Source organism: Lentzea waywayandensis (genome assembly GCF_900115955.1).
In the GTDB taxonomy this organism is placed as follows: domain Bacteria; phylum Actinomycetota; class Actinomycetes; order Mycobacteriales; family Pseudonocardiaceae; genus Lentzea; species Lentzea waywayandensis.
Map to the genome: position 1 here is coordinate 30551 of NZ_FOYL01000021.1, position 26135 is coordinate 56685.

General features: G+C 68.9%; 20 protein-coding genes. 14 read left to right on the plus strand and 6 right to left on the minus strand.

The window, feature by feature from the left end:
* Positions 1-65 precede the first annotated feature (65 nt).
* Together BM417_RS44155 and BM417_RS44160 are read right to left on the minus strand one after the other, a co-directional pair.
* Entirely contained in the window at positions 66-1004 is a 939-nt protein-coding gene (locus BM417_RS44155; RefSeq protein WP_093606095.1) for a sigma-70 family RNA polymerase sigma factor, read from the minus strand.
* A 193-nt stretch (positions 1005-1197) separates the two neighbouring features.
* Positions 1198-2481, minus strand: a complete 1284-nt coding sequence (locus BM417_RS44160) for a hemolysin family protein (RefSeq protein ID WP_143139084.1) — start codon at positions 2479-2481, stop codon at positions 1198-1200.
* Between the two features lie 90 nt (positions 2482-2571).
* Between BM417_RS44160 and BM417_RS47350 the strand changes: the two genes are divergently transcribed.
* The 4 genes from BM417_RS47350 (at position 2572) to BM417_RS44175 (ending at position 5461) form a co-directional block, all read left to right on the plus strand.
* Entirely contained in the window at positions 2572-2967 is a 396-nt protein-coding gene (locus tag BM417_RS47350; protein ID WP_143139085.1) for an ATP-binding protein, read from the plus strand.
* 115 nt (positions 2968-3082) lie between these two features.
* The gene (locus tag BM417_RS49670) at positions 3083-3787 is read left to right on the plus strand and encodes a hypothetical protein (protein ID WP_245822803.1); all 705 of its coding nucleotides are present in this window, start codon (positions 3083-3085) and stop codon (positions 3785-3787) included.
* 10 nt (positions 3788-3797) lie between these two features.
* Positions 3798-4859 carry a sensor histidine kinase gene (locus tag BM417_RS44170; protein ID WP_218164762.1) on the plus strand — a complete coding sequence of 354 codons (1062 nt, stop codon included), beginning with the start codon at positions 3798-3800 and terminating at the stop codon, positions 4857-4859.
* Positions 4856-5461, plus strand: coding sequence for a response regulator transcription factor (locus BM417_RS44175; RefSeq protein ID WP_093606099.1), 606 nt, complete (start codon positions 4856-4858; stop codon positions 5459-5461). The genes BM417_RS44170 and BM417_RS44175 overlap by 4 nt, the downstream gene beginning before the upstream one ends.
* Before the next feature lie 197 nt (positions 5462-5658).
* On the opposite strand, the gene BM417_RS44180 is transcribed toward BM417_RS44175, so the two are convergent.
* Complete coding sequence (locus BM417_RS44180) at positions 5659-6321, minus strand: GntR family transcriptional regulator (protein ID WP_093606100.1); 663 nt, start codon at positions 6319-6321, stop codon at positions 5659-5661.
* Positions 6322-6371: 50 nt separating this feature from the next.
* On the opposite strand from BM417_RS44180, the gene BM417_RS44185 reads away from it, so the two are divergent.
* Both BM417_RS44185 and BM417_RS44190 read left to right on the plus strand, forming a co-directional pair.
* Entirely contained in the window at positions 6372-6788 is a 417-nt protein-coding gene (locus BM417_RS44185; RefSeq protein ID WP_093606101.1) for a VOC family protein, read from the plus strand.
* Between the two features lie 97 nt (positions 6789-6885).
* Positions 6886-8127, plus strand: coding sequence for a cytochrome P450 (locus tag BM417_RS44190; RefSeq protein WP_093606102.1), 1242 nt, complete (start codon positions 6886-6888; stop codon positions 8125-8127).
* On the opposite strand, the gene BM417_RS44195 is transcribed toward BM417_RS44190, so the two are convergent.
* Entirely contained in the window at positions 8117-8707 is a 591-nt protein-coding gene (locus BM417_RS44195) for a TetR/AcrR family transcriptional regulator (protein ID WP_093606103.1), read from the minus strand. The two genes, BM417_RS44190 and BM417_RS44195, sit on opposite strands and share 11 nt — an antisense overlap.
* 104 nt (positions 8708-8811) lie before the next feature.
* On the opposite strand from BM417_RS44195, the gene BM417_RS44200 reads away from it, so the two are divergent.
* The 8 genes from BM417_RS44200 to BM417_RS44235 all read left to right on the plus strand — a co-directional run bounded on the left by BM417_RS44200 (position 8812) and on the right by BM417_RS44235 (position 22820).
* A complete protein-coding gene (locus BM417_RS44200; protein ID WP_143139086.1) occupies positions 8812-11889 on the plus strand; it encodes a S8 family peptidase in 3078 nt (1025 codons plus the stop codon).
* Between the two features lie 76 nt (positions 11890-11965).
* A complete protein-coding gene (locus BM417_RS44205) occupies positions 11966-13222 on the plus strand; it encodes an alpha/beta hydrolase family protein (protein WP_093606105.1) in 1257 nt (418 codons plus the stop codon).
* A 365-nt stretch (positions 13223-13587) separates the two neighbouring features.
* Positions 13588-17346, plus strand: a complete 3759-nt coding sequence (locus tag BM417_RS44210; protein WP_245822805.1) for a discoidin domain-containing protein — start codon at positions 13588-13590, stop codon at positions 17344-17346.
* Positions 17347-17398: 52 nt separating this feature from the next.
* Positions 17399-20698 (plus strand): CARDB domain-containing protein, encoded by a 3300-nt coding sequence (locus BM417_RS44215; RefSeq protein WP_245822807.1) that lies wholly within the window; start codon positions 17399-17401, stop codon positions 20696-20698.
* 58 nt (positions 20699-20756) lie between these two features.
* Positions 20757-21608, plus strand: coding sequence for a universal stress protein (locus BM417_RS44220; protein ID WP_093606108.1), 852 nt, complete (start codon positions 20757-20759; stop codon positions 21606-21608).
* A 6-nt stretch (positions 21609-21614) separates the two neighbouring features.
* Complete coding sequence (locus tag BM417_RS44225; protein WP_143139087.1) at positions 21615-22040, plus strand: hypothetical protein; 426 nt, start codon at positions 21615-21617, stop codon at positions 22038-22040.
* Between the two features lie 52 nt (positions 22041-22092).
* Positions 22093-22575, plus strand: coding sequence for a hypothetical protein (locus BM417_RS44230; protein WP_093606110.1), 483 nt, complete (start codon positions 22093-22095; stop codon positions 22573-22575).
* Positions 22575-22820, plus strand: coding sequence for a hypothetical protein (locus BM417_RS44235; RefSeq protein ID WP_143139088.1), 246 nt, complete (start codon positions 22575-22577; stop codon positions 22818-22820). Before BM417_RS44230 ends, BM417_RS44235 begins: the two co-directional genes overlap by 1 nt.
* A gap of 52 nt (positions 22821-22872) precedes the next feature.
* Here the strand turns inward: BM417_RS44235 and BM417_RS44240 are convergent, their stop codons facing one another.
* Both BM417_RS44240 and BM417_RS44250 read right to left on the minus strand, forming a co-directional pair.
* A complete protein-coding gene (locus BM417_RS44240; protein WP_093606112.1) occupies positions 22873-23808 on the minus strand; it encodes an alpha/beta hydrolase in 936 nt (311 codons plus the stop codon).
* A 301-nt stretch (positions 23809-24109) separates the two neighbouring features.
* Positions 24110-26110: a neutral/alkaline ceramidase gene (locus tag BM417_RS44250; RefSeq protein WP_093606189.1), complete on the minus strand. Its 2001-nt coding sequence runs from the start codon at positions 26108-26110 to the stop codon at positions 24110-24112.
* Between the last annotated feature and the right edge of the window lie 25 nt (positions 26111-26135).

A 26135-nucleotide genomic window follows, 5' to 3' on the forward strand; every position in this document is an offset into this window, starting at 1 on the left:
CGTTATTGGACGTGATGAGTCTTTAGTTGCGACAAGGATGAGAACAAGCGACTTTCGTACGGTTGTCAGCCCGCGAGCGCGAAAAGATCGTCGCGGTCGCCCGACTGCTTGAGCTGGGCGAGCGACTGCTTCTCCAGCTGACGGATCCGCTCACGGGTCAGGCCGAGCTCCTCCGCGACCTCCTGAAGGGTGCGGGCACGCCCGTCCTCCAGGCCGAAGCGCAGGCGCATGATCCGGCTCTGCCGTTCGGGCAGGACGTTCAGCAGCGAACGCACGCCCTCGGTGAACTCCTGCTGTTCCAGGAGATCCGGGGCCGACACGCCGTCGGTATCCTGGATCAGGTCGCCCAGCACCGAGTCGCCCTCGTCGCCGACCGGCGTCTCCAGCGACACGCAGGTGCGGGCCGCGTCGCGCATGTCCTGCACGCGCGCCGGCGAGCACTTGGCCTCGGCGGCGATCTCCTCGATCGTCGCCTCGCGGCCGAGCGCCGTGGACAGCTTCTGCCCGATCTTCTTGAGCTTGTTGACCTCTTCCACCACGTGCACCGGCAGGCGGACCGTGCGGGTCTGCTCCGCCAGACCTCGTTCGATCGCCTGGCGGATCCACCACATGGCGTAGGTGGAGAACTTGTAGCCCTTGGCGTAGTCGAACTTCTCGACCGCGCGGATCAGGCCGAGGTTGCCCTCCTGGATCACGTCCCCGAACGGCAGTCCGCGGAACGAGTGCTTCTTCGCGACCGACACGACCAGGCGCAGGTTCGCGCGGATCATGTGGTCCTTGGCGCGCTCGCCCTCGGCGACGATCCGGCGCAGCAGCCGCGGCTCGCGCGTCGTGTCACCGTTCTGGAGCAGGTGAGCGGCGTAGACACCGGCCTCGATGCGCCGGGACAGGTCGACCTCCTCGGAGGCGGTGAGCAGCGGTGTGCGCCCGACCTCGCGCAGGTACTGGCCCACCAGGTCCGCGTCCTGCTGCCCGGACGCGCGGTTCTTCAGATCTGCAGGCATGACAAATCCCCCCGTTTCCGTCGGCAGGTGTGACAACCGGCGCGAGTTCGCGCCGGTCGTTCGGTAGCCCCTTCGGGTCAACCGCCGCAGGCGATTCGGCGCGAAGCGGTGGCCGAATGACCGGCCACCCGGCGAACTCGCCGCCGTCTGCGGGGCAGCGGCCACATACACCGCTGCACTCTTGTGTAACGGTTCAGAGGTCCACTTCATTCCGCGATTTCGCCTGTGACCTCAGCCTCACCTGCGTAATCGCGTGGTGTTCCACGGCCAGGACCTCGATCTTCCAGCCGGACACCTCCACCACGTCGCCCGGCCCTTCCGGGATGCGGCCGAGGATCAGCAGCACCAGCCCGGCGACCGTCGCGTACTGGCCCGCGGGCGCGTCGCGCAGCTCGACGCCGACGTCCACCAGGTCGTGCATCGGGAACGTGCCCGGCAGCTCGATCGAGCCGTCCGCCTCGGCGCGCACCGCGACCACGTCCGAGTCGGTCTCGTCGTAGATCTCGCCGACGATCTCCTCGAGGAGGTCCTCCAGCGTCACGATGCCTTCGACCGCGCCGTGCTCGTCCACCACCAGCGCCATCTGCTCGTGCTCGGCCTTCATGCGCCGCAACGCGTCCGCGACCCGCACGGAGTCCGGCAGCACCATCGGCGCGCGTGCCACGTCCGCCAGGGGCACGGTGTCGTCGAGCAGATCTCGCAGGTGCACCACGCCGACCACGTCGTCCAGGTGACCGTCCTTGGTCACCGGTGCCCGGGAATGTCCGGACCTAGCCAGGACTTCCCTCGCGGTGGCCGTGCCCAAACCTGATTCGAGGATCGTCACCTGCCGCCGGGGCACCAGGACCTCGCGCAGCCGCCGTTCGTGGATCTCCAGCGCGCCGGTCATGATCGTGCGCTGCTCGGGGTTCAGGTGCTGTTGGACCTCGACGAGATCACGCAGCTCCTCCTGCGACATCTGCCCCTCGTCGGCGTCCGGGTCGCCGCCGAAGACCCGCACCACGAGGTCGGTCGACCGGCTGAGCAGCCACACCGCCGGCCGGGAGATGGTCGAGAGCAGGTCGAGCGTGCGCGCGACGATCTTCGACCAGCGGACCGCGTACTGCATCGCGAGGCGTTTGGGCGCCAGTTCCCCGAAGACCAGTGTGACGAACGTCAGCACCACGGTCACGAGCGCGATCGCGACCCCGTTCGCGGCGCCTCCGAGAAAGCTCAGCAACGGCACGATCGGCGCGGCGAGCGAGACCGCGGCGGTCGCCGACGCCAGGAATCCCGACAGCGTGATGCCGATCTGGACGGTCGCGAAGTACCTGTTCGGATCGCGTGCCAGCCGGACCAGCCGGCGATGCCCGTCGCGTTCCAGCGAGCGCAGCTGACCTTCGCGCAGCGACACGAACGCCATCTCGCTGCCCGCGAAAGCCGCGTTGAGCAACACCAGCACCGCGACCAGCGCGAGGTTGAAGCCATAACCGTCCACGCGTTTGGGGTAGCACGCGTGGTGGTATTTCGCACCCTGACGGCCGTCTTGAGCAGCCAGGAGGGCTTCAGCCGAACGAGGTGGGATGAGATGGACACCCCAGAGGTGCTGAGCGCCTCCGTGAGGACCTTGCACACCCTGCCGGAGGACGAGCCCGATCTCGCCGCGATGCGCGCGTGGATAGGGACTCTGTTGCGGGACCTGCCGGAGGACATCAGGCTCGACGTTCTCCTCGTGTGCACGGAACTTGCCAGCAACGCGTACGAGCACGCGGAAGGACCACGCGCTGTGCGAGTACAACGACATACCGACTTCGTCCGGGTGGAGGTCGACGACCACACACCGGCCGAGCTTCCGAACCTGGGCACGTCACGGCTCGGTGACACGCGAGGCCGTGGACTGATCTTGATCTCCCAACTCTCCCGCTGCTGGGGCACGATGGAGTTCGCCGGCGGGAAGACCATCTGGGCCGAGGTGAACGCATAGATCGTCTGTGCGTTTCGCACAGACAAGTCATGACACCGCACGGATGGGGCTTGCGTCGGGTTTCTTCGACTCTCGATGCATGACAACTACGGTTTCGCCGGCGGTTCGGCCGCTGATGCGTCACGGGGCAGAGATGCTCGTGGCGATGCTGGTGGGGATGGCCCTGCTCGGGCCCCTGTGGACGCCGGAACGGGTCGACCTGGCCGCCCTGTGGATGGCGGCGTCGATGTCCGTGCCGATGGCGCTGTGGATGCGCTACCGCGGTCACGGCCGGATCTTCGAGATGTGCGCGGCGATGTTCGTGCCGTATCTCGTGCTGCTGGTGCCGTACTGGTTCGGGCTGCTCGACGGCGACACGGTCGAGATGGGCGGGCACCTGCTGATGCTGCCCGCGATGGCCGTTGTGCTGGTCCTGGGGCGTCACGACCACGGCACGCCCAGCACGAACCCGGTGATCCGGGCGCTGGGCGACCACTGGCCCGCGGTGATCGCGCTGGCGGTCTCGTTCGACTTCTGGCAGACGCCTCTGGTGCCTCCCGTGTGGACCCTGCTGCTGTGCCAGGCGGCGTATCTCTTCTGGGGACGGCGGGCGCCGCGCGTGCAGCTCGTGGTGTTCAGCCTGTACGCGGTGCTGGCCGTCGCGGTGATCATGGCGTCGTCCTCGGCCGGAGTGCTGCTGATCGCGTTCGGGTGGGGCGCGCATGCCGTCTGGGATCTCGTGCACCACGTGCGCAACGCGGTCGTGCCGCGCTGGTGGTCGGAGTTCTGCGGTGTGTTCGACCTGGTCATCGCGGTCACGATCCTGATCGCGTGGTTCTAGGCTGATGGCGATGAACGACCTTCCGCACACCGCGTTGCGCGGCACGCTCCACGTGCTGTGGATGAGTTCGCTCGTCGTGCCGCTGATCTCGGTGCTGCGCGAGCCGTCCGCGACGCGGTGGCTCGGGGTGCTGGGTCTGCTGGTGCTGGCCGTGGCGTACGCGGTGACGTTGCGAGGCGGGCCGTTGTGGGTGCTCGTGGCCGCGACCCTGGCGACGATTCCCCTGGTGGCGCCGGTCGGGCCGGACGAGCTGTCGACGTGGGCGTGGATCGGTGGCGCGGCAGCCGGGTTCGCGCCGCTGCTTTTGACCGGCCCTTGGCGGTGGCTGGCGGCCATCTGCGCGGTGGTGGCGGCAGGCCTGGTCGGGTTCTTCGTCACCCGCGACCAGACCACGTACCAGATGATCGCGGCCTCGGTCGGGGCGACGATCATCGCGATGGCCGGGCTGCCGATGTGGTTCGCCGGGCTGCTGGGGCAGGCACGGGCCGGGCGTGAGGCGCAGGCGGAGCTGGCGGTGAGCGAGGAACGGCTGCGGTTCGCCCGCGACGTGCACGACCTGCTGGGACATCGGCTGACCGTGATCGCGCTGAAGTCCGAACTGGCCGGACGGCTCGCTTCGACCGATCCCGAGCGGTCGGCGGCGGAGGCGTTCGAGGCGCAACGGCTGGCGTCCTCGGCGTTGGAAGAAGTGCGGGACGCCGTGCACGGCTATCGCGCGGTGAACCTGCCCGAGCAGCTTGAGGCCGTGCGGAACGTGTTGCAGGAAGCCGGTATTCGCTGCACCGTCTCGGCCGTTCCGGTGGAGGGCGAACACGCCACACAACTCGCGCTGGCGTTGCGGGAGGCGTGCACCAACGTGCTGCGGCACAGCCACGCGACGTGGTGCATGATCGACGTCGCTGTCGCCGAGGAGGAGGTGCGGATGACCGTCACGAACGACGGCACCGAGAAACCGTCCGGCGAGGGCAACGGGCTTCGTGGCCTGCGCGAACGACTGGCGGCCGTGGGCGGTCAGGTGTCGGTGGAGAAGTCCGGCGACGTGTTCACGCTCCAGGTCGTGGTGCCCGCGTGATCAGAGTGCTGCTGGCCGACGACGAGGAGCTGATCCGCGACGCCCTCGCGGCTCTCCTCGACCTGGAGCCGGACCTGGAGGTGGTGGCCCGCGCGGGTGACGGCCGGGCCGCCGTCGAGGCCGCACGGGCGCACCGCCCGGACGTGGCCGTGGTGGACCTGCAGATGCCCGCCCTGGACGGCCTGGAGGTCACCGAGGAACTCGCGCGCGTGCTGCCGTCGTGCGCCGTGGTGATCCTGACCGGCAGGGGCCGCCCGCCGCACCTGCAACAGGCCCTGCACGCGGGCGCGAAAGGCTTCCTGCCCAAGGGATCGCCCGGCGGCACGCTCGCGGACGTGATCCGCCGCGTGCACGCCGGTTCGCGCTGGGTGGACCCCGCGCTGGCCGCCGACGCCCTCGCCGCTCCCCCGTGCCCGCTGACGCAGCGCGAGCTGGAAGTGTTGCGGCTGAGCGAGTTCGGCACTCCGGTCGCCGAGATCGCGGCGCGCACGTCGTTGTCCGCCGGGACCGTGCGCAACCACCTGTCGGCCGCGGTCGCGAAGCTCGGGGTGGGGAACCGGAGCGAGGCGTTCTCGGTGGCACACGACCACGGGTGGCTCTAGTTCGGTGTCGAAGACTGGTCCGCGACGGCCGGGCCCGCAACTCCTCAGAAACCACGATCCCCGCAACTCCCTGAAATCCAGGGTGTTGCGGGGATCGATAGAACCCGCCACACCGGTGTGCGGGCCCTTCGGCCGCACCACCAGGAACCACCTCAAGCGCGACTCTCCTCGAGCCAGACTTCGACACAGGCCCTGGTTCACGGCTTCGGCGCAGCGGCTCCACGCGGTGAGGTGAGGATGTCGAACGCGTGCCGGCGGTGCTCCGCGAACAGCTTCAGCGCCCCCTCCACGTTCCCCAGCCGCAGCGCCGCCACGAGGTCCCGATGCTCGTCCCGGATCTGCTCCAGGTAGCCGTCCGAGCTCAGCCGCACCCGCGTGATCAGGAACAGGTGCACCTGCGACCGGATCGCCTCCCAGGCCTGGGTCAGTCGCGAATGGCCGGCGGCGGCGTACACGGCGTCGTGGAACGCGATGTCGCACCGCACCATCTCGTGCGGCGTCGAGGCACGCTCCATCGCCGACGCCGCCGCGGCGATCTCCTCCAGTGAGGCGCCCGTGGCCACCACGCGCTGCACGGCCAGCACCTCCAGGGCGCCGCGCAGACTGTCCAGTTCGGCAACGTCCTGAAGGGACAGCTCGGCCACCGTGGTGCCCCGGTGCCATTCCGCGCGCACGAGGCCCTCGCGTTCCAGCGAGCGCAGCGCGTCGCGGACCGGGCCGCGGCTCACCCGCAGCGCCTCGGACAGTTCCACCTCGCGCAGGGCGCTGCCCGGCGGGTAGCCGCCGTCGAAGATGGCCTCGCGGATCATGTCCGCGACCTCGCTGCCCAGACCTCGGCGACGCGCCGGACCCACTGTCATGTGAGCAATGTTAACAAGGTGACATCTTGTCGGAATGTTAACATCTGGACATGCCGAACATCCCACGCTTCCACCTCGCCATGCCCGTCGACGACCTCGCCGCCGCCCGCCGCTTCTACGGCGAGACGCTCGGCCTCGAGCAGGGCCGCAGCTCCGACACCTGGGTCGACTGGAACCTGCACGGTCACCAGTTCGTCACCCACCTGGCGCCGAGGACCGAGCGCGTCAGCAACCCGGTCGACGGCCACGACGTGCCGGTCCCCCACTTCGGTCTGGTCCTGACCGTCGACGAGTTCCAGACGCTCGCGGCGAGGCTCACCGACGCCGGCACGAAGTTCGTCATCGAGCCGTACGTGCGGTTCAAGGGTGAGCCGGGCGAGCAGTGGACGATGTTCCTGCTGGACCCGGCGGGCAACGCGCTCGAGTTCAAGGCGTTCGCGGACGACGCGCAGGTGTTCGCCGTCTGAAGAACTCCAAAAAATCTTGCACAACGCGCAAGTTTCGGTAGCGTGGGAGTGACGCCGAGCCACGACCCGATCACATCGGGTCAGACAGGGAGAGGCCATGACCACGGCCGAGCGGCAGCGCAGCGCTCAACAGCTCATCCGCCCGCAGTTGCCCGCTGAACTCACCCAGCGCGACGGGTGCCCGTTCGACCCGTCGAAGGGGCTGACCGAGCTGAGCGGGCGCGGGCGGATCCACAAGATCGAGCACAACGGCGACACCGTCTGGCTCGTCACCGGGCATGACGAGGCACGGGCGGTGCTCGCCGCGCCGCAGATGAGCTCGGACCGGATCAACAGCCCGCGGGCGAGGGCCCTGATCTCGCCGGAACTGCACGCGGAGCTGTTCCCGCCGGAGCGCCAGGCCGGGTCGTTCATCTTCATGGACGCCCCCGAGCACACCCGTTTCCGCAGGCTGCTGACCGGGCAGTTCACCGTGCGCAGGATGCGGGACCTCACGCCGCGCATCCACGAGATCGTCACCGACCGGCTCGACGCGATGATCGAGAAGGGACCGCCGGCCGATCTCGTGCACGACTTCGCGCTGCCGGTGCCGTCGCTCGTGATCTGCGAGCTGCTGGGCGTCGACTACGGCGACCGCGACGAGTTCCAGCGCCGCACGGCCAAGCTGCTCAGCCTGAACACCACGATCGACGAGCAGATCAAGAACACGGTCGAGCTGCGCCGGTTCATGCGGGGGCTGGTCGACGCCAAGCGGCGCAGCCCCGGCGACGACCTGCTGTCCGGGCTGGTCCGCGACACCGACCTCACCGACGACGAGCTCACCGGCATCGCGAACCTGCTGCTCATCGCGGGCCACGAGACGACGGCGAACATGCTGGCGCTCGGCACGTTCGCGTTGCTGGAGCACCCCGACCAGTTCGCGAAACTCCGCGACGACCCCGATCTGGTCGAGAACGCGGTCGAGGAGCTGCTGAGGTACCTGTCGATCATCAGCATGGGCGTGTCCCGGCACGCCAAGGAGGACGTCGAGATCGGCGGCACCACCATCCGCGCCGGTGAGACCGTCGTGGTGTCCGTGCCGGCCGTCAACCGGGACGACAGCCAGTACGAGGACCCGCACGCCCTCCTGGTCGACCGGCCGCGCGGTCACCACGTGGCGTTCGGGCACGGCATCCACCAGTGCCTCGGTCAGCAGCTGGCGCGGGTGGAGATGGCGGTCGGCTTCACCGAGCTGGTGAAGAAGTTCCCGGCGCTGAAGCTCGCCGTTCCCGCCGGCGAGGTGCCGTTGCGGACCGACATGTCGATCTACGGCGTGCACTCGCTCCCGGTCACCTGGTGAACCCGGCGCCGAGCTGGTCGATCATCTGACCGACCAGCTCGGTCACCTCGAACCTGTCGGTGGCCTGGGGTGTGTCGAGCCACCACTGCACGACCGCGCGCATCGACGCGAGGATCGTCGACGCCGTCACCGCCGGATAGGGGTCCGTCTGGGGGTCCACGCCGCAGCGCACCGCGATCGCCGCCGTCAACGCCTGTTCGCGGGCGGAGTAGGCGGCGAAGAAGTGCGGCAACAGCGCGGGGTGCTGCCGGAGCTGCCGCAACTGGCGAAGCCGGTCGAGATCGACGTAGCGCGGATAGATCGACCGCAGCGCCTCGCGCAACGCGACCAGCACCGGTTCGCTCGCGGGCCGTGCGGCGAACTCCTCCACCAACGCGAGCGCCGTGGCAGTGTCGCCGGCGACGACCGCTTCCTCCTTCGAGGAGAAGTAGTTGAAGAACGTCCGCAGCGACACCCCGGCCGCCCGCGCGATCTGGTCCACCGTCACCCGGTCGAGGCCGTGCTCCACGCACAGGCTCCAGGCGGCGTCACCCAGCGCTTCCCTGGTCGCCGCCTTCTTGCGTTCACGCAGGCCCGTCATGGCGCAAAGATTAAATGGTACCGGAAATTGGTGTAGACCTTGTCACCACGTGAGCACCTCAATACCGTCCGTGAGACCGCTCTCACAGACCTTCGGAGGACCGGGTGCGCCTACTCGGAGTCGTCGTACTGGCCGGTGCCCTGCTCACCGCGGGCCAGGCCCATGCCTCTCCCCCACGGACAACGGCGTCGGCGCCGACCGTCACGCTGATCACGGGGGATCAGGTGCTCACCGGACAGCGGGCGATCAGACCGGCGCCCGGCCGCGAACGCGTCCTGTTCTCCACCTACACCGCGCAGGGCCACGAGTACGTGGTGCCGCACGACGCCATACCGATGATCGCGGACGGCCGCCTCGACGAACGGCTCTTCGACATCACCGAGCTCGCCACCTACGGCGGCGCCCTGCCGGTGATCGTCACCTACCCCGAGGGCACCCTGAGCGCGCAGTCCGGTCTCCCGCTGCGCAGCATCAACGGCGTGGCGTTCGACGCGGCCAAGACGCCGCTCGCCGGCACCCTGTCCACGTCCGGCGCGAAGAAGATCTGGCTCGACGCCAAGCGCCAGGCGAACCTCGACCGCAGCGTCGCCCAGATCAACGCCCCCGCCGCCTACGCGGCAGGCCTCACCGGCAAGGGCACCACGGTCGCCGTCCTCGACACCGGCGTCGACAACACCCATCCGGACCTGGCCGACCGGGAGATCGGCGAGCGCAACTTCACGAACTCCGCGGACAACGGTGACCACTACGGCCACGGCACGCACGTCGCGTCGATCATCGCGGGCACCGGCGCGAAGAGCGGCGGCAAGTATCACGGCGTGGCGCCGGACGCGAGCATCCTCGACGTGAAGGTGCTGGGCGACAACGGTTCCGGCCAGGACAGCGGGATCATCGCCGGCATGGAGTGGGCGGTCGACCAGGGCGCCCAGATCGTCAACATGAGCCTCGGCGGCTACGACACGCCCGAGATCGAGCCCCTCGAAGAGGCCGTGAACCGCCTCAGCGCCGACAAGGGCACGCTGTTCGTGATCGCCGCCGGCAACAGCGGCCCCAACGCGCGCACGGTCGGCTCCCCCGGCACCGCGGACGCGGCACTGACCGTCGGCGCGGTCGACGACCAGGACCAGATCGCGGAGTTCTCGAGCCGCGGCCCGACCCAGGCCGGAACGTTGAAGCCCGACCTCACCGCACCCGGCGTCGGCATCGTCGCCGCCCTGCACTCCGACGGCAGGATCGGCCCGCCGGTCGCCGACGGCTACACCTCGCTCGACGGCACCTCGATGGCCACCCCGCACGTCGCGGGCGCGGCGGCACTGCTGCGCCAGCAGCACCCGGAACTGGGCGGCACCGCGCTGAAGGCCCGTCTCACCGGCAGCACCACCCCCGCCCCGAAGCTGACCCCGTTCGAGCAGGGCTCCGGCCGCGTGGACGTCGCCAAGCTGATCAAGCAGAACGTCACGTCCACCCCGACGAGCATCAGCTTCGGCGCGCACCAGTGGCCGCACACCGGCGAACCCGCGCTGACCAAGGAGATCACCTACTCCAACGCGGGCTCCGAGCCGGTCACGCTCGACCTCGCCACGGACACGACCGGCACCCTGTTCAGCGTCTCCCCCGCCAAGCTCACGGTTCCGGCGGGCGGCACCGCGACGGCCACGGTCACCGCGGACATCGCCAAGCAGCCGGCGGGCGGTGTGTTCGGCGGCGCGATCGTCGCGAGCGGCGTGCGCACAGCCGTCGTCGCCGACCTGGAGGTGGAGAGCTACGACCTCACGATCACCGGCGTCGAACGGTCCGGCGTCACGACGGCGTCGACCTTCGCGTTCCTGATCAACGTCGACACCGGCGCCCGCGTCTGGCCGAACAGCACGACCGGCGTAGCGCGCGTCGCCAAGGGCCGCTACCTCCTGTCCGGCAGCGTGCTGTCGTCCAGCGGCGCCTGGACCCACGACGTCATCAACTACCCGAACCTGACCGTCTCCGGCGCCACGACGATCAACCTCGACGCCCGCCAGGCCAAGCCGGTCAAGGTGACGCTGCCGGTCACCGCGCAGCTCTCGTTGCTGCAGACCGGTTTCGAGCGGGTCGTCAACGGCACCGCCTACACCATCGGCAACTTCTCGGTCGGTGGTTCCATCGACCACCTCGGCGTCGCGAGCCTCGGCCCCGACTCGAACGAGGTCACCGGCAAGATCGCCACGTTCTGGAACGCGGGTCCGGACTTCTACGGCCTCGCCTGGTACCAGAAGGGACACGCCCCCAACGGCCTCACCAAGACGATCGTCAAGAGGGACCTCGCCACCGTCAAGGTCGACATGCCCGCGCTCAAGCCGGGCCAGAGCGCCTCGATCGGCCACACCTCGTCCCCCGAGGGCCGCGCCGACTGGACCTACGGTTCGCTGGACAACTTCGCGTCCGGCCCGCGCACCGAGTACTACGGCGGCGACGGCGGCGACTGGTCACGCAGGTTCAACCTGTTCGACGAGACCGGCAACATCGGCGCGCTCGTCACCCCGCTGCGGCACTACCGGCCGGGCAGGTCCTATGTGGAACCGTTCAACCGCGCGGTGTTCGGCCCGGCGCTGCCCGAGACGCGGGACATCCCGCACTCGTTCCGCACGGGCGACTTCGTGCGCGTCACCGTCCCGCTGTACGGCGACAACGCGGGCAACGAGGGCTACAGCCCCGTGACCGAAGCCAGGACGACCGTGTACCGCGACAACGTCAAGGCGGTCGAGACGGCCGAGGCGGGCTGGGCGATGCTGGACGTCCAGCCGGGCTCCGCGCGCTACCGCGTGGAGACCTCCGCCGTGCGAGACACCGCCCTGAGCTCCAAGGTGTCGGGCGTCTGGACGTTCCGCAGCGACACCACGGCGAAGCAGACCGCGCTGCCGTTGTCCGTCATCCGCTTCACCCCGCAGCTGGACGACACCGGCTTCGGCCGCGCCGGCCAGATGCTCGCGGTGCCGATCTCGACCCAGTCGCAGGTGGGCTCGGTGCGCGTGACGTCCGTCGAGGTCTCCTACGACGCCGGCACCACGTGGAAGCGGCAGCAGATCACGGGCAACCGCGTCCTGCTGGCCCACCCGAAGGACGCCAAGTCGGTCTCCTTGCGCGCCAAGGCGTCCGGCAGCGGCCAGACCGTCGAGCAGACCATCATCGACGCGTACCTGCTCCGCTAGCTGAACGCGCCCGCGTGCTCGCGAGCCCACAGGGCGAACGAGTGCGCGGGCCCGTTCAGGTCCGTAGTCTGCAGACGTGCGGGAACTGACCGATGAGATCGCCGTCGCCCACCGCCCGCCGCCAGCCAAGAACGCGCCGACCGGGGTGATCATCCCCGGCCGCCACGTCGCCGAGGTCGCGCAACACCCGGACGGCCGGCTGGCGGTCATCACCTGGTCGTCGCCGAAGATCGACCCCGGCCTGCTCAACCCGGCGCTGCACGTCGTCGACACCGACGGCACCGTCACGGACCTGGGCGCCACACCCGCGGACGCCGGTTCGCCGGTGTGGTGGGGCGACGAGGTCTGCTACCTGGCGCTGACGCCGCCGCACCTGCAGGGCGGCAACGCCGTCTTCGACCAGCGCCACCGCAACCTCACCGAGGGCATGCCCGCCTGCCCGATCGATCTCGTCCAGGACGACGGCGCCGCGCCGGTCATGGTCGTCGCGACCGGCCTGGACACCGAGTTCCGCCGCCTCGACGGCCGTTTCCTCGCCCGCGTCAGGGGATCGCACCTGCCACCCCGGTACCGGGACCTCGACGGCATCCGCTGGGGCGTCCAGGAACGCCTTCGCTACCAGGCCCAGGACGGACTCGACCTCGACGGCCTGCTGGTACTGCCGCCGGGCAGGACCAGGCGAGACGGACCGTTTCGGCTCGTCACGATCGTCCACGGCGGTCCGTACGACCGCTGGACCGACGACGTGCAGCTGCACTGGGTGCCGTCGGCGCAATGGTTGGCGCACCAAGGGATCGCGGCCTTCCTGCCCAACCCCAGGGGCGGGCAGGGCCACGGCCACGAGTTCGCGGCAGCCGTGGCGAAGAAGGTCGGCCAGGAGGAGTGGCACGACATCGAAACCGGCATCGATCTCCTCGTCGCTCAGGGGATCGCGGACCCCGACCGGCTCGGCATCGCAGGCTGGAGCCACGGCGGGTTCATGGCCGCCTGGGCCACGACGCGGACCGATCGGTTCAAGGTGGCGCTGGTCGGCGCGGGCATCTCCGACTGGCCGAAGCTGATCGCCACCGGCGAGTGGGGTGCGTTCGAGGCGGCGCTGGGCGACAGCGCGGAGCACAGTCCCCTCACCTACGCGGACCGGATCCGTGCGGAGATGTTGATCGTGCACGGCGCGGACGACACCAACGTGCCGGTGGAGCAAGCCGAGCTCCTGCACCGCGCGGTGAAGCACTCCGAACTCGTCGTCTATCCCGGCGAGGGGCACTCGCTCCGGAAGCGTGAGCACAGGCTGGATCTGCTGAACCGAGCCAGAAGGTTGTTCGCCAAGCTCTGAGACTTGCGCAAACCTTACGCAACAGCCGCAAGCTCGCGGCAAACCAGCGCAAGCGCGCGTATCGAGATCGAATCAATTTTTGCGGCAAGTTCGGGCCCGAACCTCCCAGGACGCCGGATGTCCTGCCGCTGGTGATCGCCCTTGTGCACGCAGAGACACCGGTCGGATACTGGAACGCGCACCCGTCTTTCCTGTTCAGAGCGCTATGTCGCAAATTTGCGCAATCACGTCGAGATATTGCGGTAATCTGCTGGACACTTCTACGGTGAGGCGCGCCACACCCCCTCGCGTCCCCACCGAGAAGGGCCAAGCACGCCATGTCATCGACGACACGCGTTCGCTCCCTGCTAGCCCCGTTAACGGCTTTGATCACCGCCGCGGCCACCCTGACGATCTCCCCCGCCGCGCAGGCCGCGCCGGTCAGCCTGGACCTCGCCAAGCAGACCCGCATCGACCAGGTCACCCTCACGTCCTCCAGGAACGCCACGGAATCCTTCGCCGTGCAGACGAGTCTCGACGGCAGAGGCTGGTCAACGCTTGTCGCGGAACGACCACACGACTTCAAGAACGGCAAGGTGACGTTCCAGGTCGACCCGACGCTGGTCCGGCACGTCCGCGCCACCAGGACCACGGCGAAGCTCGAAGTCCACGAGGCCGCCGTGAGCGCGCTGCTGCAGGCCACCTACAGCGCGAGCAGCACGAACCAGAACTACGGCCCGGGCAACGCCGGTGACGGCAACCAGGGGACGTACTGGGAGAGCGCGAACAACGCGTTCCCGCAATGGATCCAGGCCGATCTCGGCGCCGCGCTGAAGGCCGACCGGGTCGTGCTGAAACTCCCGACCGACGGCTGGGGCGCCCGCACCCAGACCCTCTCGGTCCAGGGCAGCACGGACGGCAGCAACTTCACCGATCTCGTGACGTCCAGGGGATACGACTTCAACCCCACCGCGAACAACACGGTCACCATCGACTTCACGGCGGCCACCACGCGGTACGTCCGGTTGCGGATCACCGGGAACACCGGCTGGCCGGCGGCCCAGCTCAGCGAGTTCGAGGTGCAGGGCCCCACCGGGGGTGACACGCAGGCGCCGGCCGCGCCGTCGAACCTCGCCTTCACCCAGCCGCAGGCCGGGCAGATCCGGCTCACCTGGAACGCGAGCACGGACAACGTCGGCGTCACCGGCTACGACGTCTACGCCAACGGCAGCCTGCGCACCACGGTGACCGGCACGAACTACACCGACAGCCAGCCCGACGGCCTGCGCGTGACCTACCACGTGATCGCCAAGGACGCGGCCGGCAACCAGTCCCCCGCCAGCAACTCGGTGACGCGTGAAGGCGCCACCGGCACGAACCTGGCGCAGGGCAGGCCCGTCACGGCGAACAACAACGTGCACAACTTCGTCGCCGCCAACGCCAACGACGGCAACGTCCAGACCTACTGGGAGTCCAACGGGTTCCCCGGCACGCTGACCGTCCAGCTGGGATCGAACGCGGACGTCAGCTCGGTCGCGGTCAAGCTCAACCCCGACTCGGCCTGGGGCGCCCGTACGCAGAACATCGAGGTCCTCGGCCGTGAGCAGAACGCCACCGGCTTCACCAGCCTCGTCGCCGGACGGGACTACCGCTTCGACCCGGCGACCGGCAACAGCATCACCATCAACGCGGCCGGTCGAGTCGCCGACATCCAGTTGCGCGGCACGTCCAACACCGGTGCGCCCGGCACCCAGGTGGCTGAGATCCAGGTGTTCGGCACCCCTGCCCCGAATCCCGATCTCACCGTCACCGCGACGTCGTTCACGCCGGCGAGCCCCGTCGAGACCGACCAGGTCACGCTGAACGCGACCGTCCGCAACGCCGGAACCGCGGCGTCCGTCGCCACCGACGTGACGTTCTTCCTCGGCGCCACCAGCGTCGGCACGGCCCAGGTCGGCGCCCTCGCGGCCGGTGCGCAGGCGAACGTCGGCACCACGATCGCCGCCCGCCCGTCGGGCAGCTACGAGTACACCGCCAAGGTCGACGAGACCAAGAAGGTGGCGGAGCAGAACGAGACCAACAACGCCCGCATCCACCCGGACTCGCTGGTCGTGACGCCGGTCCCGAGCTCCGACCTGGTCGCGGTGCCGAGCTGGTCGCCGAGCAACCCCAGCAACGGCCAGAGCACCACGTTCTCCGTCGCCATCAAGAACCAGGGCACCATCGCGTCCGCCGCCGGAGCCCACGGCATCACGGTCACGATCCTGAACAGCAGCGGCCAGACCGTCCGCACGCTGACCGGCAGCCACAACGGCACGATCAACGCCGGCGCGACGACCGCCGCGGTGAACCTCGGCACGTGGCCCGCCGCCGACGGCCGGTACACCGTCCGCACGGTGATCGCGGGCGACGGCAACGAGATCCCTGCCAAGCAGGGCAACAACACCAGCGAGCAGTCGCTGTTCATCGGCCGCGGAGCCAGCGTGCCGTGGCAGCACATCGAGGCCGAGGACGCCACCGTCGGCGGCGGCGCGCAGGTCCTCAGTCCGAACAGGACGATCGGCGACCTCGCCGGTGAGGCGTCCGGCCGTCGTGCCGTCACGCTCAACGGCAACGGCCAGTCCGTCGAGTTCACCACAAGCGGACCGACCAACACCCTCGTCACCCGTTTCTCCATCCCGGACAGCTCCGGTGGCGGCGGTATCACCTCGAACCTCAACGTCTACGTCAACGGCCAGTTCCACAAGGCGATCGACCTGACGTCGAAGTACATGTGGCAGTACGGCAACGAGGCCGAGCCCGGCAACTCGCCGGGAGCGGGCGGGCCGCGCCACATCTACGACGAGGCGAACGTGATGCTCAACTCGACGTTCCCGGCGGGCACGAAGATCAAGCTGCAGAAGGACGCGGCCAACACCACGAACTACGCGATCGACTTCGTGAACTTCGAACAGGTGACGGCTGCCGGAAACCCTGACGCGGCGCGCTATGCCGTGCCCGCCGGGTTCACCCACCAGGACGTGCAGAACGCGCTCGACCGCGTCCGGATGGACACGACCGGCACCCTGATCGGCGTCTACCTGCCCGCGGGCACCTACCAGACGCAGCAGAAGTTCAACGTCTACGGCAAGGCCGTCCGGGTGGTCGGCGCCGGTCCCTGGTTCACCAGGTTCCAGGCTCCGCTCGCGCAGGAGAACACCGACATCGGCTTCAGCGCGCAGTCGTCCGCGAGCGGCTCGACGTTCAGCGGGTTCGCGGTGTTCGGCAACTACACCGCGCGCATCAACGGACCGGGCAAGGTGTTCGACTTCGCCGGCGTGCAGAACATGACCATCGAGAACATCTGGGTCGAGCACATGATGTGCCTGTTCTGGGGCAACAACGTCGACAACAACGTCATCAGGGACAGCCGCATCCGCGACATGTACGCGGACGGCCTCAACCTGACGAACGGGTCCTCGGGCAACCGGATCGCGAACATCGAGGCCCGCTCGACCGGTGACGACGCGTTCGCGTTGTTCGCCGCCACCGACGGCGGCGGCAGCGGCCAGCAGAACAACGTCTTCGAGAACCTCTCGGTGACGACCCCGTGGCGCGCGGCCGGTCTCGCGGTCTACGGCGGCAAGCTCAACACGTTCCGCAACATCTACGTGGCGGACACGCTCACCTACTCCGCCGTGACGATCAGCTCGCTCGACTTCGGTTACCCGATGGAGGACTTCGGGCCCGAGCCGACGACGTTCAGCGGCCTCACCCTGGTCCGCTCCGGCGGCCACTTCTGGGGCGCGCAGACGTTCGGTGCGATCTGGATGTTCTCCGCCTCCAAGAAGTACACGGGGATCCGGGTGAGCGACGTCGAGATCATCGATCCGACGTACAGCGGAATCATGTTCCAGACCAAGTACAACGGTGCGGCCGAGAACATCTTCCAGGACACGGTGCTGTCCAACGTGAGCATCTCGGGTGCGCGCAAGAGCGGCGACGCCTTCGACGCCAAGTCCGGATTCGGGTTGTGGGCCAACGAGATGCCGGAGCCCAACCAGGGTCCCGCCGTCGGTGAGGTCACGTTCAACGGCCTCAGGTTCAGCAACAACTTCCAGGACATCAGGAACACGACGTCCACCTTCAAGATCAATATCAACTGATTTCCCTGCCGCGAAGGACAATTCAATGAAAAACACGCTATTGAGGCGTGCGGTGAGTGCTGCCCTTGTCAGCGCCCTCGCACTGTTCGGATTGACACCCACGGCAGGAGCAGCGGTCGTCAGGCTGTCCGCGAACCTGACCGCGTCCAGCACCAACGGCCCGTACGGCGCCGGAAACGCCGGTGACGGCAACCAGGGCAGCTACTGGGAGAGCACGAACGGCGTGTTCCCGCAGTGGCTCCAGGCCGATCTTGGCGCCGCGAAGAGCGTCAGCAAGGTCGTGCTGCGCCTGCCCTCGAACTGGGAGCAGCGCACGCAAACGCTTGCTGTGCAAGGAAGTTCGAACGGCTCGCAGTTCAGTGACATCGTCGGCTCCAGCGGGCGGGTCTTCTCGCCCGGCTCGAACAACACGGCGACGCTGGACTTCGCGGCGACCAGCGTCAGGTACGTGCGCGTCACGATCACCGCGAACAACGGCTGGGCGGCCGGTCAGCTCAGCGAGTTCGAGGTGCACGGCGAGTCCGGACCCGTCGACCCGCCGCCAGGGGACAACCTGGCGGCCGGCAAGCCGGTCGAGGAGTCCGGGCACGTGCACAACTTCGTGCCCGGCAACGCCGTCGACGGCAACACCGGCACGTACTGGGAGTCCAACGGTTTCCCCGGTCACCTGACCGCGAAGCTGGGCTCCAACGCGGACGTCACGTCGATCGTCGTCAAGCTCAACCCCGACGGCGCCTGGGGCGCGCGCACGCAGAACTTCGAGGTGCTGGGCCGTGAGGCGAGCGCTTCCGCGTTCGGCACCCTGAAGGCACGCGCCGACTACCGGTTCGACCCGGCCACCGGCAACACCGTCACGATCCCGGTGAGCGGACGGGCGTCGGACGTGCGGCTGCACTTCTACTCGAACACCGGCGCGCCCGGCGGCCAGGTCGCCGAGCTCGAGGTGTTCGGCGCCGCCGCACCGGCTCCCGACCTGACCGTCACGAACCTGACGTGGACGCCGGCCAGCCCGAGCGAGGCCGACGCGATCAGGCTCACCGCCACCGTGCGCAACGGCGGCACCGTGGCGTCCGGCGCGACGACGCTGAACGTCACGCTCGGCGGCACCGTCGCGGGCACCGCGCAGGTCGGCGCGCTCGCTCCTGGAGCCACGGCCACCGTCAACGTCGACGCGGGCCGTCGGGGTGCCGGGTCCTACGCGGCCGCGGCCACGGTGGACCCGGCCAACCAGGTCGCGGAGACCAACGAGGGCAACAACACCTTCACCTCCGGCTCCGCGCTGGTCGTCGGCCAGGCACCGGGACCGGACCTGCAGATCACCGGCGTCACGCCGAACCCGTCGTCTCCGGCGGCGGGCCAGCAGGTGACGTTCGCCGTGCAGGTCAACAACCGCGGCACCTCGGCAGCGGGCGCCTCGGTGACCCGCGTGGCCGTCGGCGGCAGCACGTTGAACGCCAACACCGGTGCGATCAACGCCGGTCAGACCGTGACGGTCAACGTCGGCTCCTGGACCGCCACCAACGGCGGCGCCACAGCCACTGCGACGGCGGACGCCACCAACGTGGTCACGGAGACCAACGAGACCAACAACACCGCGACCCAGTCCATTGTGGTCGGACGCGGCGCCTCGGTGCCGTTCACGAGCTACGAGGCGGAAGCGGGCCGTTACCAGGGCACGCTGCTGCAGGCCGACGCGGAGCGCACGTTCGGGCACACCAACTTCGGGTCCGAGTCCTCAGGCCGCAAGTCGGTGCGGCTCGACGCGCAGGGTCAGTTCGTGGAGGTCACCTCGACGGTCAGCACCAACTCGATCGTCGTGCGCAACTCGATCCCGGACGCGGCCGCGGGCGGTGGCCAGGAGGCGACGATCAGCCTGTACGCGAACGACCAGTTCGTGCAGAAGCTGACCCTGTCCTCGCGCCACAGCTGGCTCTACGGCACGACGGACGACCCCGAGGGCCTCACGAACCGTCCCGGCGGCGACGCCCGCAGGCTGTTCGACGAGACCTCGCAGCTGCTGGCGAGCTCCTACCCGGCGGGTACGAGGTTCAAGCTCCAGCGCGACTCCGGTGACAGCGCGCAGTTCTACGTCATCGACCTGATCGACCTGGAGCAGGTCGCGCCGGCCGCGCAAAAGCCCGCCGACTGCGTGTCGATCACGCAGTACGGTGCCACCGCGAACGACCAGACGGACGACACGGACGCCTTGCAGCGCGCCGTGACGGCCGACCAGAACGGGGAGATCCCCTGCGTCTGGATCCCGGAGGGCAGGTTCCGCCAGGAGAAGAAGATCCTGACCGTGTTCAACAGCGGTGGGGACAACCAGGTCGGCATCCGCAACGTCACGATCCGCGGCGCCGGCATGTGGCACTCGCAGCTGTTCTCGCTGATCCAGCCGCAGGACGCCGACACGATCAACCACCCGCACGAGGGCAACTTCGGGTTCGACATCGACGACAACACGCAGATCTCCGACATCGCGATCTTCGGCTCCGGCCGGATTCGCGGCGGTGACGGCGGCGCGGAGGGCGGCGTCGGGCTCAACGGCCGGTTCGGCAAGAACACCAAGGTCACCAACGTGTGGATCGAGCACGCCAACGTCGGTGTCTGGGTCGGCCGCGACTACACCAACCTGCCCGACCGCTGGAACCCCGGTGACGGCCTGCAGTTCAACGGCATGCGCATCCGCGACACCTACGCCGACGGCATCAACTTCACCAACGGCACGCGCAACTCCACGGTGTTCAACTCGTCGTTCCGCACCACGGGTGACGACGCGCTGGCGGTGTGGGCGTCGAAGTACGTGAAGGACCAGAACGTGGACGTCGGCAGCGGCAACGCGTTCCTCAACAACACGATCGCACTCCCGTGGCGTGCCAACGGAATCGCGATCTACGGTGGTTCTAACAACCGCGCGGAGAACAACATCGTCTCCGACACGGCGAACTACCCGGGCATCATGCTGGCGACCGACCACGACCCGCTGCCGTTCGGCGGCACGACGACGCTCGCCAACAACGCCCTGTACCGCACGGGCGGCGCGTTCTGGGGTGAGGCGCAGGAGTTCGGCGCCATCACGCTGTTCTCCCAGAACCTGGCGATCCCCGGCGTCGTCATCCGCGACACCGAGATCCTGGACTCCACCTACGACGGAATCCAGTTCAAGGGCGGCGGCAGCGGCATGCCGGACGTGGAGATCACCAACGTCCGCATCGACAAGTCGAACAACGGCTCCGGCATCCTCGCGATGGCCCAGGCCCGCGGTTCGGCACGGCTGACGAACGTGACGATCACCAACTCGCGGGACGGCGACATCACCATCGAGCCGGGTTCGCAGTTCGTCATCAACTAGATCTGGATCACCTTTAGAACCACCTCCGATCGGGTATGCCCCGGTCGGAGGTGGTTCTATGTCCACGGTCGTTGTGGGTTTCGACGGTTCCGACCTGGCGCGGCGCGCGGTGCTCTTCGGTGCCGAGGAAGCTTCCCGTTGCGGCGCGGCCTTGCAGGTCGTGCACGCCGTGCGCGCTCCCCTGCCCGAGCCCGTGTTCACGCCGATGTCCATCCCGGTGCCGGAGTTCGTCACCGAGGAGACGATGGCCAAGTCCGCCGAGGACCACCTCGCCGAGCTCGGGGCCGAGATCGAGCAGGGCTGGCCGGACCTCCAGGTCGCCACGAACGTGCGGATCGGCCGCCCGGTCGACGTCCTCGCCGCGGAACCCGGCGACCTGCTCGTGCTCGGCTCGTCGGGCCGCACCGGCATCGCGGAGATGTTCCTGGGCTCCACCGCCGTCGAACTCGTGTCGACCGGCGGGCGTCCGGTGATCGTGACGCGGTCCGGCCCTGTCGACGGTCGTGTGGTCGTCGGCGTCGACGGCTCCGACACCTCCACAGACGCGATCGCGTTCGCCTTCGAGTACGCCGCCCGCCACGGCCGCGACCTGCTCGCCATCTACGCGTGGAACGACGTCGGCTGGGCCGAGCTGCCCGAGCAGGACTTCGACCACGTCCGCGTCGACCTCTCCAAGGTGCTGGACGAACAGCTGGCGCCGCACGCGGCTCGTCACCCCGAGGTGCACGTCGCGCGGGAGGTCGCGTTCGACGCACCCGCACGCGCGTTGCTCCAGGCGGCCGATGGTGCGGCTCTGATCGCCGTCGGCAGTCACGGCCGTGGAGCGGTGACGCGTGCAATTCTGGGTTCAGTGAGCCACGCTGTGCTCCACCACGCGCCGTGCCCGGTCGCCGTGGTCCATCGGAGGTGACGCGCGATGCGCGGGTTAGCGGCCGTGTTGCTGTGTCTGGTGCTCGCGTCGTGCGGCCAGGTGCCGCCGGCCCAGGTTCCTGGGCCGAGCACATCCACCATCGTCAGCTCCGTGTCCGCTCCTGGCACGACCGCGCCGAGCGTCCCGGCACCGGTGCCCCCGTCGTCGGCTTCGCTGCCGCCCACCCTGCCCACACCGTCGCGAGCCCTCGATCCGGGCGTGAAGACGGTGCGGGGCACGGTGTCGACGGGCGCCGAGGCCGGATGCGTGCTCCTGAGCGCTGAGGGCACGCAGTACCTGCTGCTCGGCGCCGACCCCGCGATCGCGGTGGCCGGCGCCGTGGTCGAGGTGACCGGCAAGGCCGATCCCGGTGGGATGACCACGTGCCAGCAGGGCACGCCGTTCCACGTCACCAGCACGAAGCGGGGCTGACTCCACCCGTTCGGGTCAAGATGTGCTGGGCCGGTCGGCGGATGATGGGCCGGTGGAGAGCGGAGAGCCGGACAAACGGCTTGAGCTGGTGTTCTCGGAGTCGCTGCGGGCACTGAGCTACCAGCAGGGTGCGCTCGACAACCTCCGTTCACGGGTCACGCTGCTGACCGCGGGCGCGGCTCTCGTCAGCTCCTCGTTCGTCGGCACCGCGTTGCAGAGTCCGCGCTGGGGAGCGGCCACGGTCGTCGCGATCGCGGCGATGACCGGCGTCCTCGCGCTGGCCCTGCTCATCTGCGCACCGATCTGGCGGTGGACGTTCCTGTCCAGCGCGTCGCGGCTGCTGGGCGCTGTCGACCTCGGCCACGACCTCGACTCGATGCGCCGGCACCTCGCGGCCGATTTCGAACAGTGGCTGGACGCCAACGAGAAGAAGCTCCGCAAGCTCCAGTGGTGCTTCGTGACCGGCCTCGTGCTCCTGCTCGTCGAGGTGTCGGCCTGGTGTGTGCAGCTCGCCCAGCTGAAGGGGTGGCCGTGATGATCGAGAAGCCCGATGAGACCGGTGGTTCCGCCGAGATCGGCCCGGCGCCGTGGCCGGTGGTGGACCGCAGCATGATCAATTACGACAGCCCCGAGGCGACCGGCCAGTTCCCCGCCCCCTACAAGGACGAACGGCCCGGTGTGGGGTGGCGTCGGATCGCGCTCGTGCTGACCGTGCTGGTGCTGCTCGTCGCAGTGGTGGCGATGCTGGTGTTCCTCATGGTCCTGCCGCGGTTCTTCTGACGCCGTTCGGCCCCGCTCCGGGTGGGAACGGGGCCGCGAAACGGTGCGGTGTCTAGTTCTTCAGGGCCTCGCGGAGGAACGCGATGGCCTGGTTGATAGCGCCCTCGGCGGCGTGCGTGCCGCGCAGCGCGTTCAGCATCACGAAGTCGTGGATCACGCCCGCGTACCGGACGGCGGTGACGGGCACACCGGCCTCGCGCAGCTTGTCGGCGTAGGCCTCGCCCTCGTCGCGCAGCACGTCGGCCTCCGCGGTGATCACGAGCGCCTGCGGCAGGCCCGCGAGCTGGTCCTTGGTGGCACGCAACGGGGACGCGGTGATCTCGGCGCGCTCCAGCGGGTTCGTCGTGTACTGGTCCCAGAACCACTGCATGCCGTCGCGGCGCAGGAAGTAGCCCTCGGCGAACTGGAGGTACGAGTCGGTGTCGAACGACGCGTCGGTCACCGGGTAGAAGAGCACCTGGGCCTTCAGCGCGACATCGCCGCGTTCCTTGGCCTGCAACGTCAGCGCCGCCGCCATGTTGCCGCCCACCGAGTCACCGGCGACCGCGACGCGCGAGGCGTCGAGACCGTACGAGGCGCCGTTGGCCTGGATCCACTGCGCGGTGGCGTAGTTCTGGTTGATCGCCACCGGGTAGCGGGCCTCGGGCGAGAGCGAGTAGTCGGGGAAGACGACGGCGGCGCCGGCACCGACGGCGAGTTCGCGGACCAGGCGGTCGTGGGTGTGGGCGTTGCCGAACACCCAGCCCGCGCCGTGGATGTAGAGGATCACCGGGAGCTGCTCGGTGACGCCGGCGGGCTTGATCACGCGGACCTTGAAGCCGTCGAGCTCGACCCACTGCTCGTCGACCTCGGGCTTGTCGATCGCGCCCGACTGCACCTCGTCGACGGCCTTGCGGCCCTCTTCGGGGGCGATCTCGAACAGGAACGGCGGCTGGGCGGTGGCGGCGGCGAACTCGGCGGCGGCGGGCTCGAGGACTGGGCGCTTCATGGCTGCTCCTTCGGATCGGATGCCATAAAGCTAGTGCGCGATTAAATCGTGCACAACGTAATCACGGCCTCACCGAAGGCGGGAATAGTTCCGTCGCTGAGCGAACCGACGTCCCGCAAGCATCCTGGGACCACGCGGTGGTCGCATGGCCCGATGGCACGACCCGCGAGGGATGGACTTCACGGCGGCCGTGTCCGCGGAGGTCGCGGCACGGCTCGCCAGGGGCGAAGGCAAGCCCGGCGCGTACACGCCGCGGCCGCCTTCGGCCCCGATCTCGCCACCGCAGCCGGTGGCGAACTCATCAGCTGACGGTGAAGCCCGCCGTGGCGCCGGTGAAGCCGGAGATCTTGCCGGTCCAGCCGGACTTCTCGTCGCCGTTGTGCACGATCCGGTAGGTGCCGGCGGGGGTGTCCGCCGGGATCTGCCAGGTGATCGTGGCGTTGGAGAACGCGATGCCGACGCGTTCCCACTTGTAGCGCGTGGACCAGTCACCGTCGTCGGCGACACGGGTCCACTGGCCGTTCACCTGCCGCTGCACCTCGAGGAAAGTCCCGTTGCGGTGCAGGTTGTTCTTCGGATGGCCGGTGACGAACACGGACGTCACGGTCTCGCCGCGGCCGTAGGACGCCTTGGGCGCGATCAGCACGTCGCCGTACTTCTTGTCCGCGGGCTTGTCGTCGAGCACGACGCCGGTCTGCAGGTTGATCTCGGTGAACGGCGGCTTGCCGGGGTTCGGACCGGCGGGCAGGGCCGAGCCCGCCTTCATCGACGCGGCGAGCTTGCCGAACTCCTGCTGGTACGCGGGCGTGGTGTTGCGGCCGAACAGGGTGGAGCCGCCCTCGTACTGCTGCGAGTCGTACTCCTCCGGCGTGGTGACGTACTGGCTGTAGTCGTTGGCATAGCCCTGGATCAGCACGTTCTGCACGGGCACCGAGAGTTCGGCGGCGACGGCCCTGCGGATGCGCAGACCCGCGGTGATCGTGACCTCACCGGGCACCGCGACGAGGTGCAGCTGTCCGATTCGGACGATCTGCAGCGGCACGACGTTCGGCGTGGCGCCGATCAGACCCGTTGGCACCAAGGAGGCCTTGGGGAACTGGCAGTCCCGCAGCCACTGCGGAACCTCCATCTGCAACGGCTCGAACAGCTTCTTCCACGGCGACTGCATGCCCTCGGAGAAGCCGGGGATCGCCGGGCCGTCCTCGACACTGCCCGCGATCGTCGAGGCGCCGACGACACCGGAACACGTCGTGCCGGGCTGGCCGGTGGAGGTGAAGCGGCCCTCGACCTGCACGGCGGACATGTCCACGAACCGCATGCGCGAGTCGACGCCGCCCGAGACGGAGGCCTGCGGGCCGTTGTAGATCTCCTGCGCCTTGCGGTTCTGGCGCTCGCCGATGACGCGGGCGTTCTCCCACTCGTTCTCGGTGGGGCCGGAACCGGGCTTCAGGTTGAGGTTCGGCGACATGTCGCCCGCGTTGGTGTTCGGGAACGCCGCCACGAATCCGGCGGTGTTGTCCAGGTACCGCACGCCCTCGTCGTCGTGCTCCCACTGGTAGGCCGCGTAACCCTTGTTGTCCGGGCTGATCAGCGTGTTGGCGTTGGTGATCGACGTGTTGTGCGTCGCGAACCAGCTGATCGCGCCGACGTTGTTCCCGCCCTGCCTGAACTTCAGCACGGTCATCTGCGGGTCGATGCCGGCCGGGAAGGCGGCCTTGTCGGGGTTGCGGTCGAACGCGACGCGCGACCGGTTGACCGACGCGTTCGTGAGCTCGCCGATGCCGAGGCTGATCGAGCCGGGCTTCACGTCCTCGTGCGCCTCGACGACCGACTCGGTGATGCCGTCGACCACGGCCGCCAACGCCTGGGGCTGCATGCCGAGGATCGAGAGGTTGTAGGCGAGGTTGTGCGACTGGCCGCCGGGACCGCTGTGCGTGTGCGTGGCGGACAGCAGCAGGTTCTCGCGGGTGTAGGTGGTGCCGTACTTGGCCTGGAGCTTGGCGAGGACGCCCTCCTGGACCGCGCGGAAGATCATCGCGAGGTCGGCGTTGACGTACGCGACGCGCTTGTTCGTGGCGCGGTCGACCACGACGTACGCCCGCGACCGCAGCCGCTGATGGATGCCCGTCGTCTTCTGGTCGAACTTGGAGTAGCCCATCATGCCGTTCTCGGCGGCCGGGCCGGTGACGTCGGAGATGCCCCGGCCCACCAGGTACGGCTCGGGTTCCGCCCACGCGAACGGGCCGCTGACCAGCGCCGCACCGACGAGTGCGGCGACCACCGTCAAGACTTTCGTCCGCATGAACACCCCGCTAAGTGAATTGGAT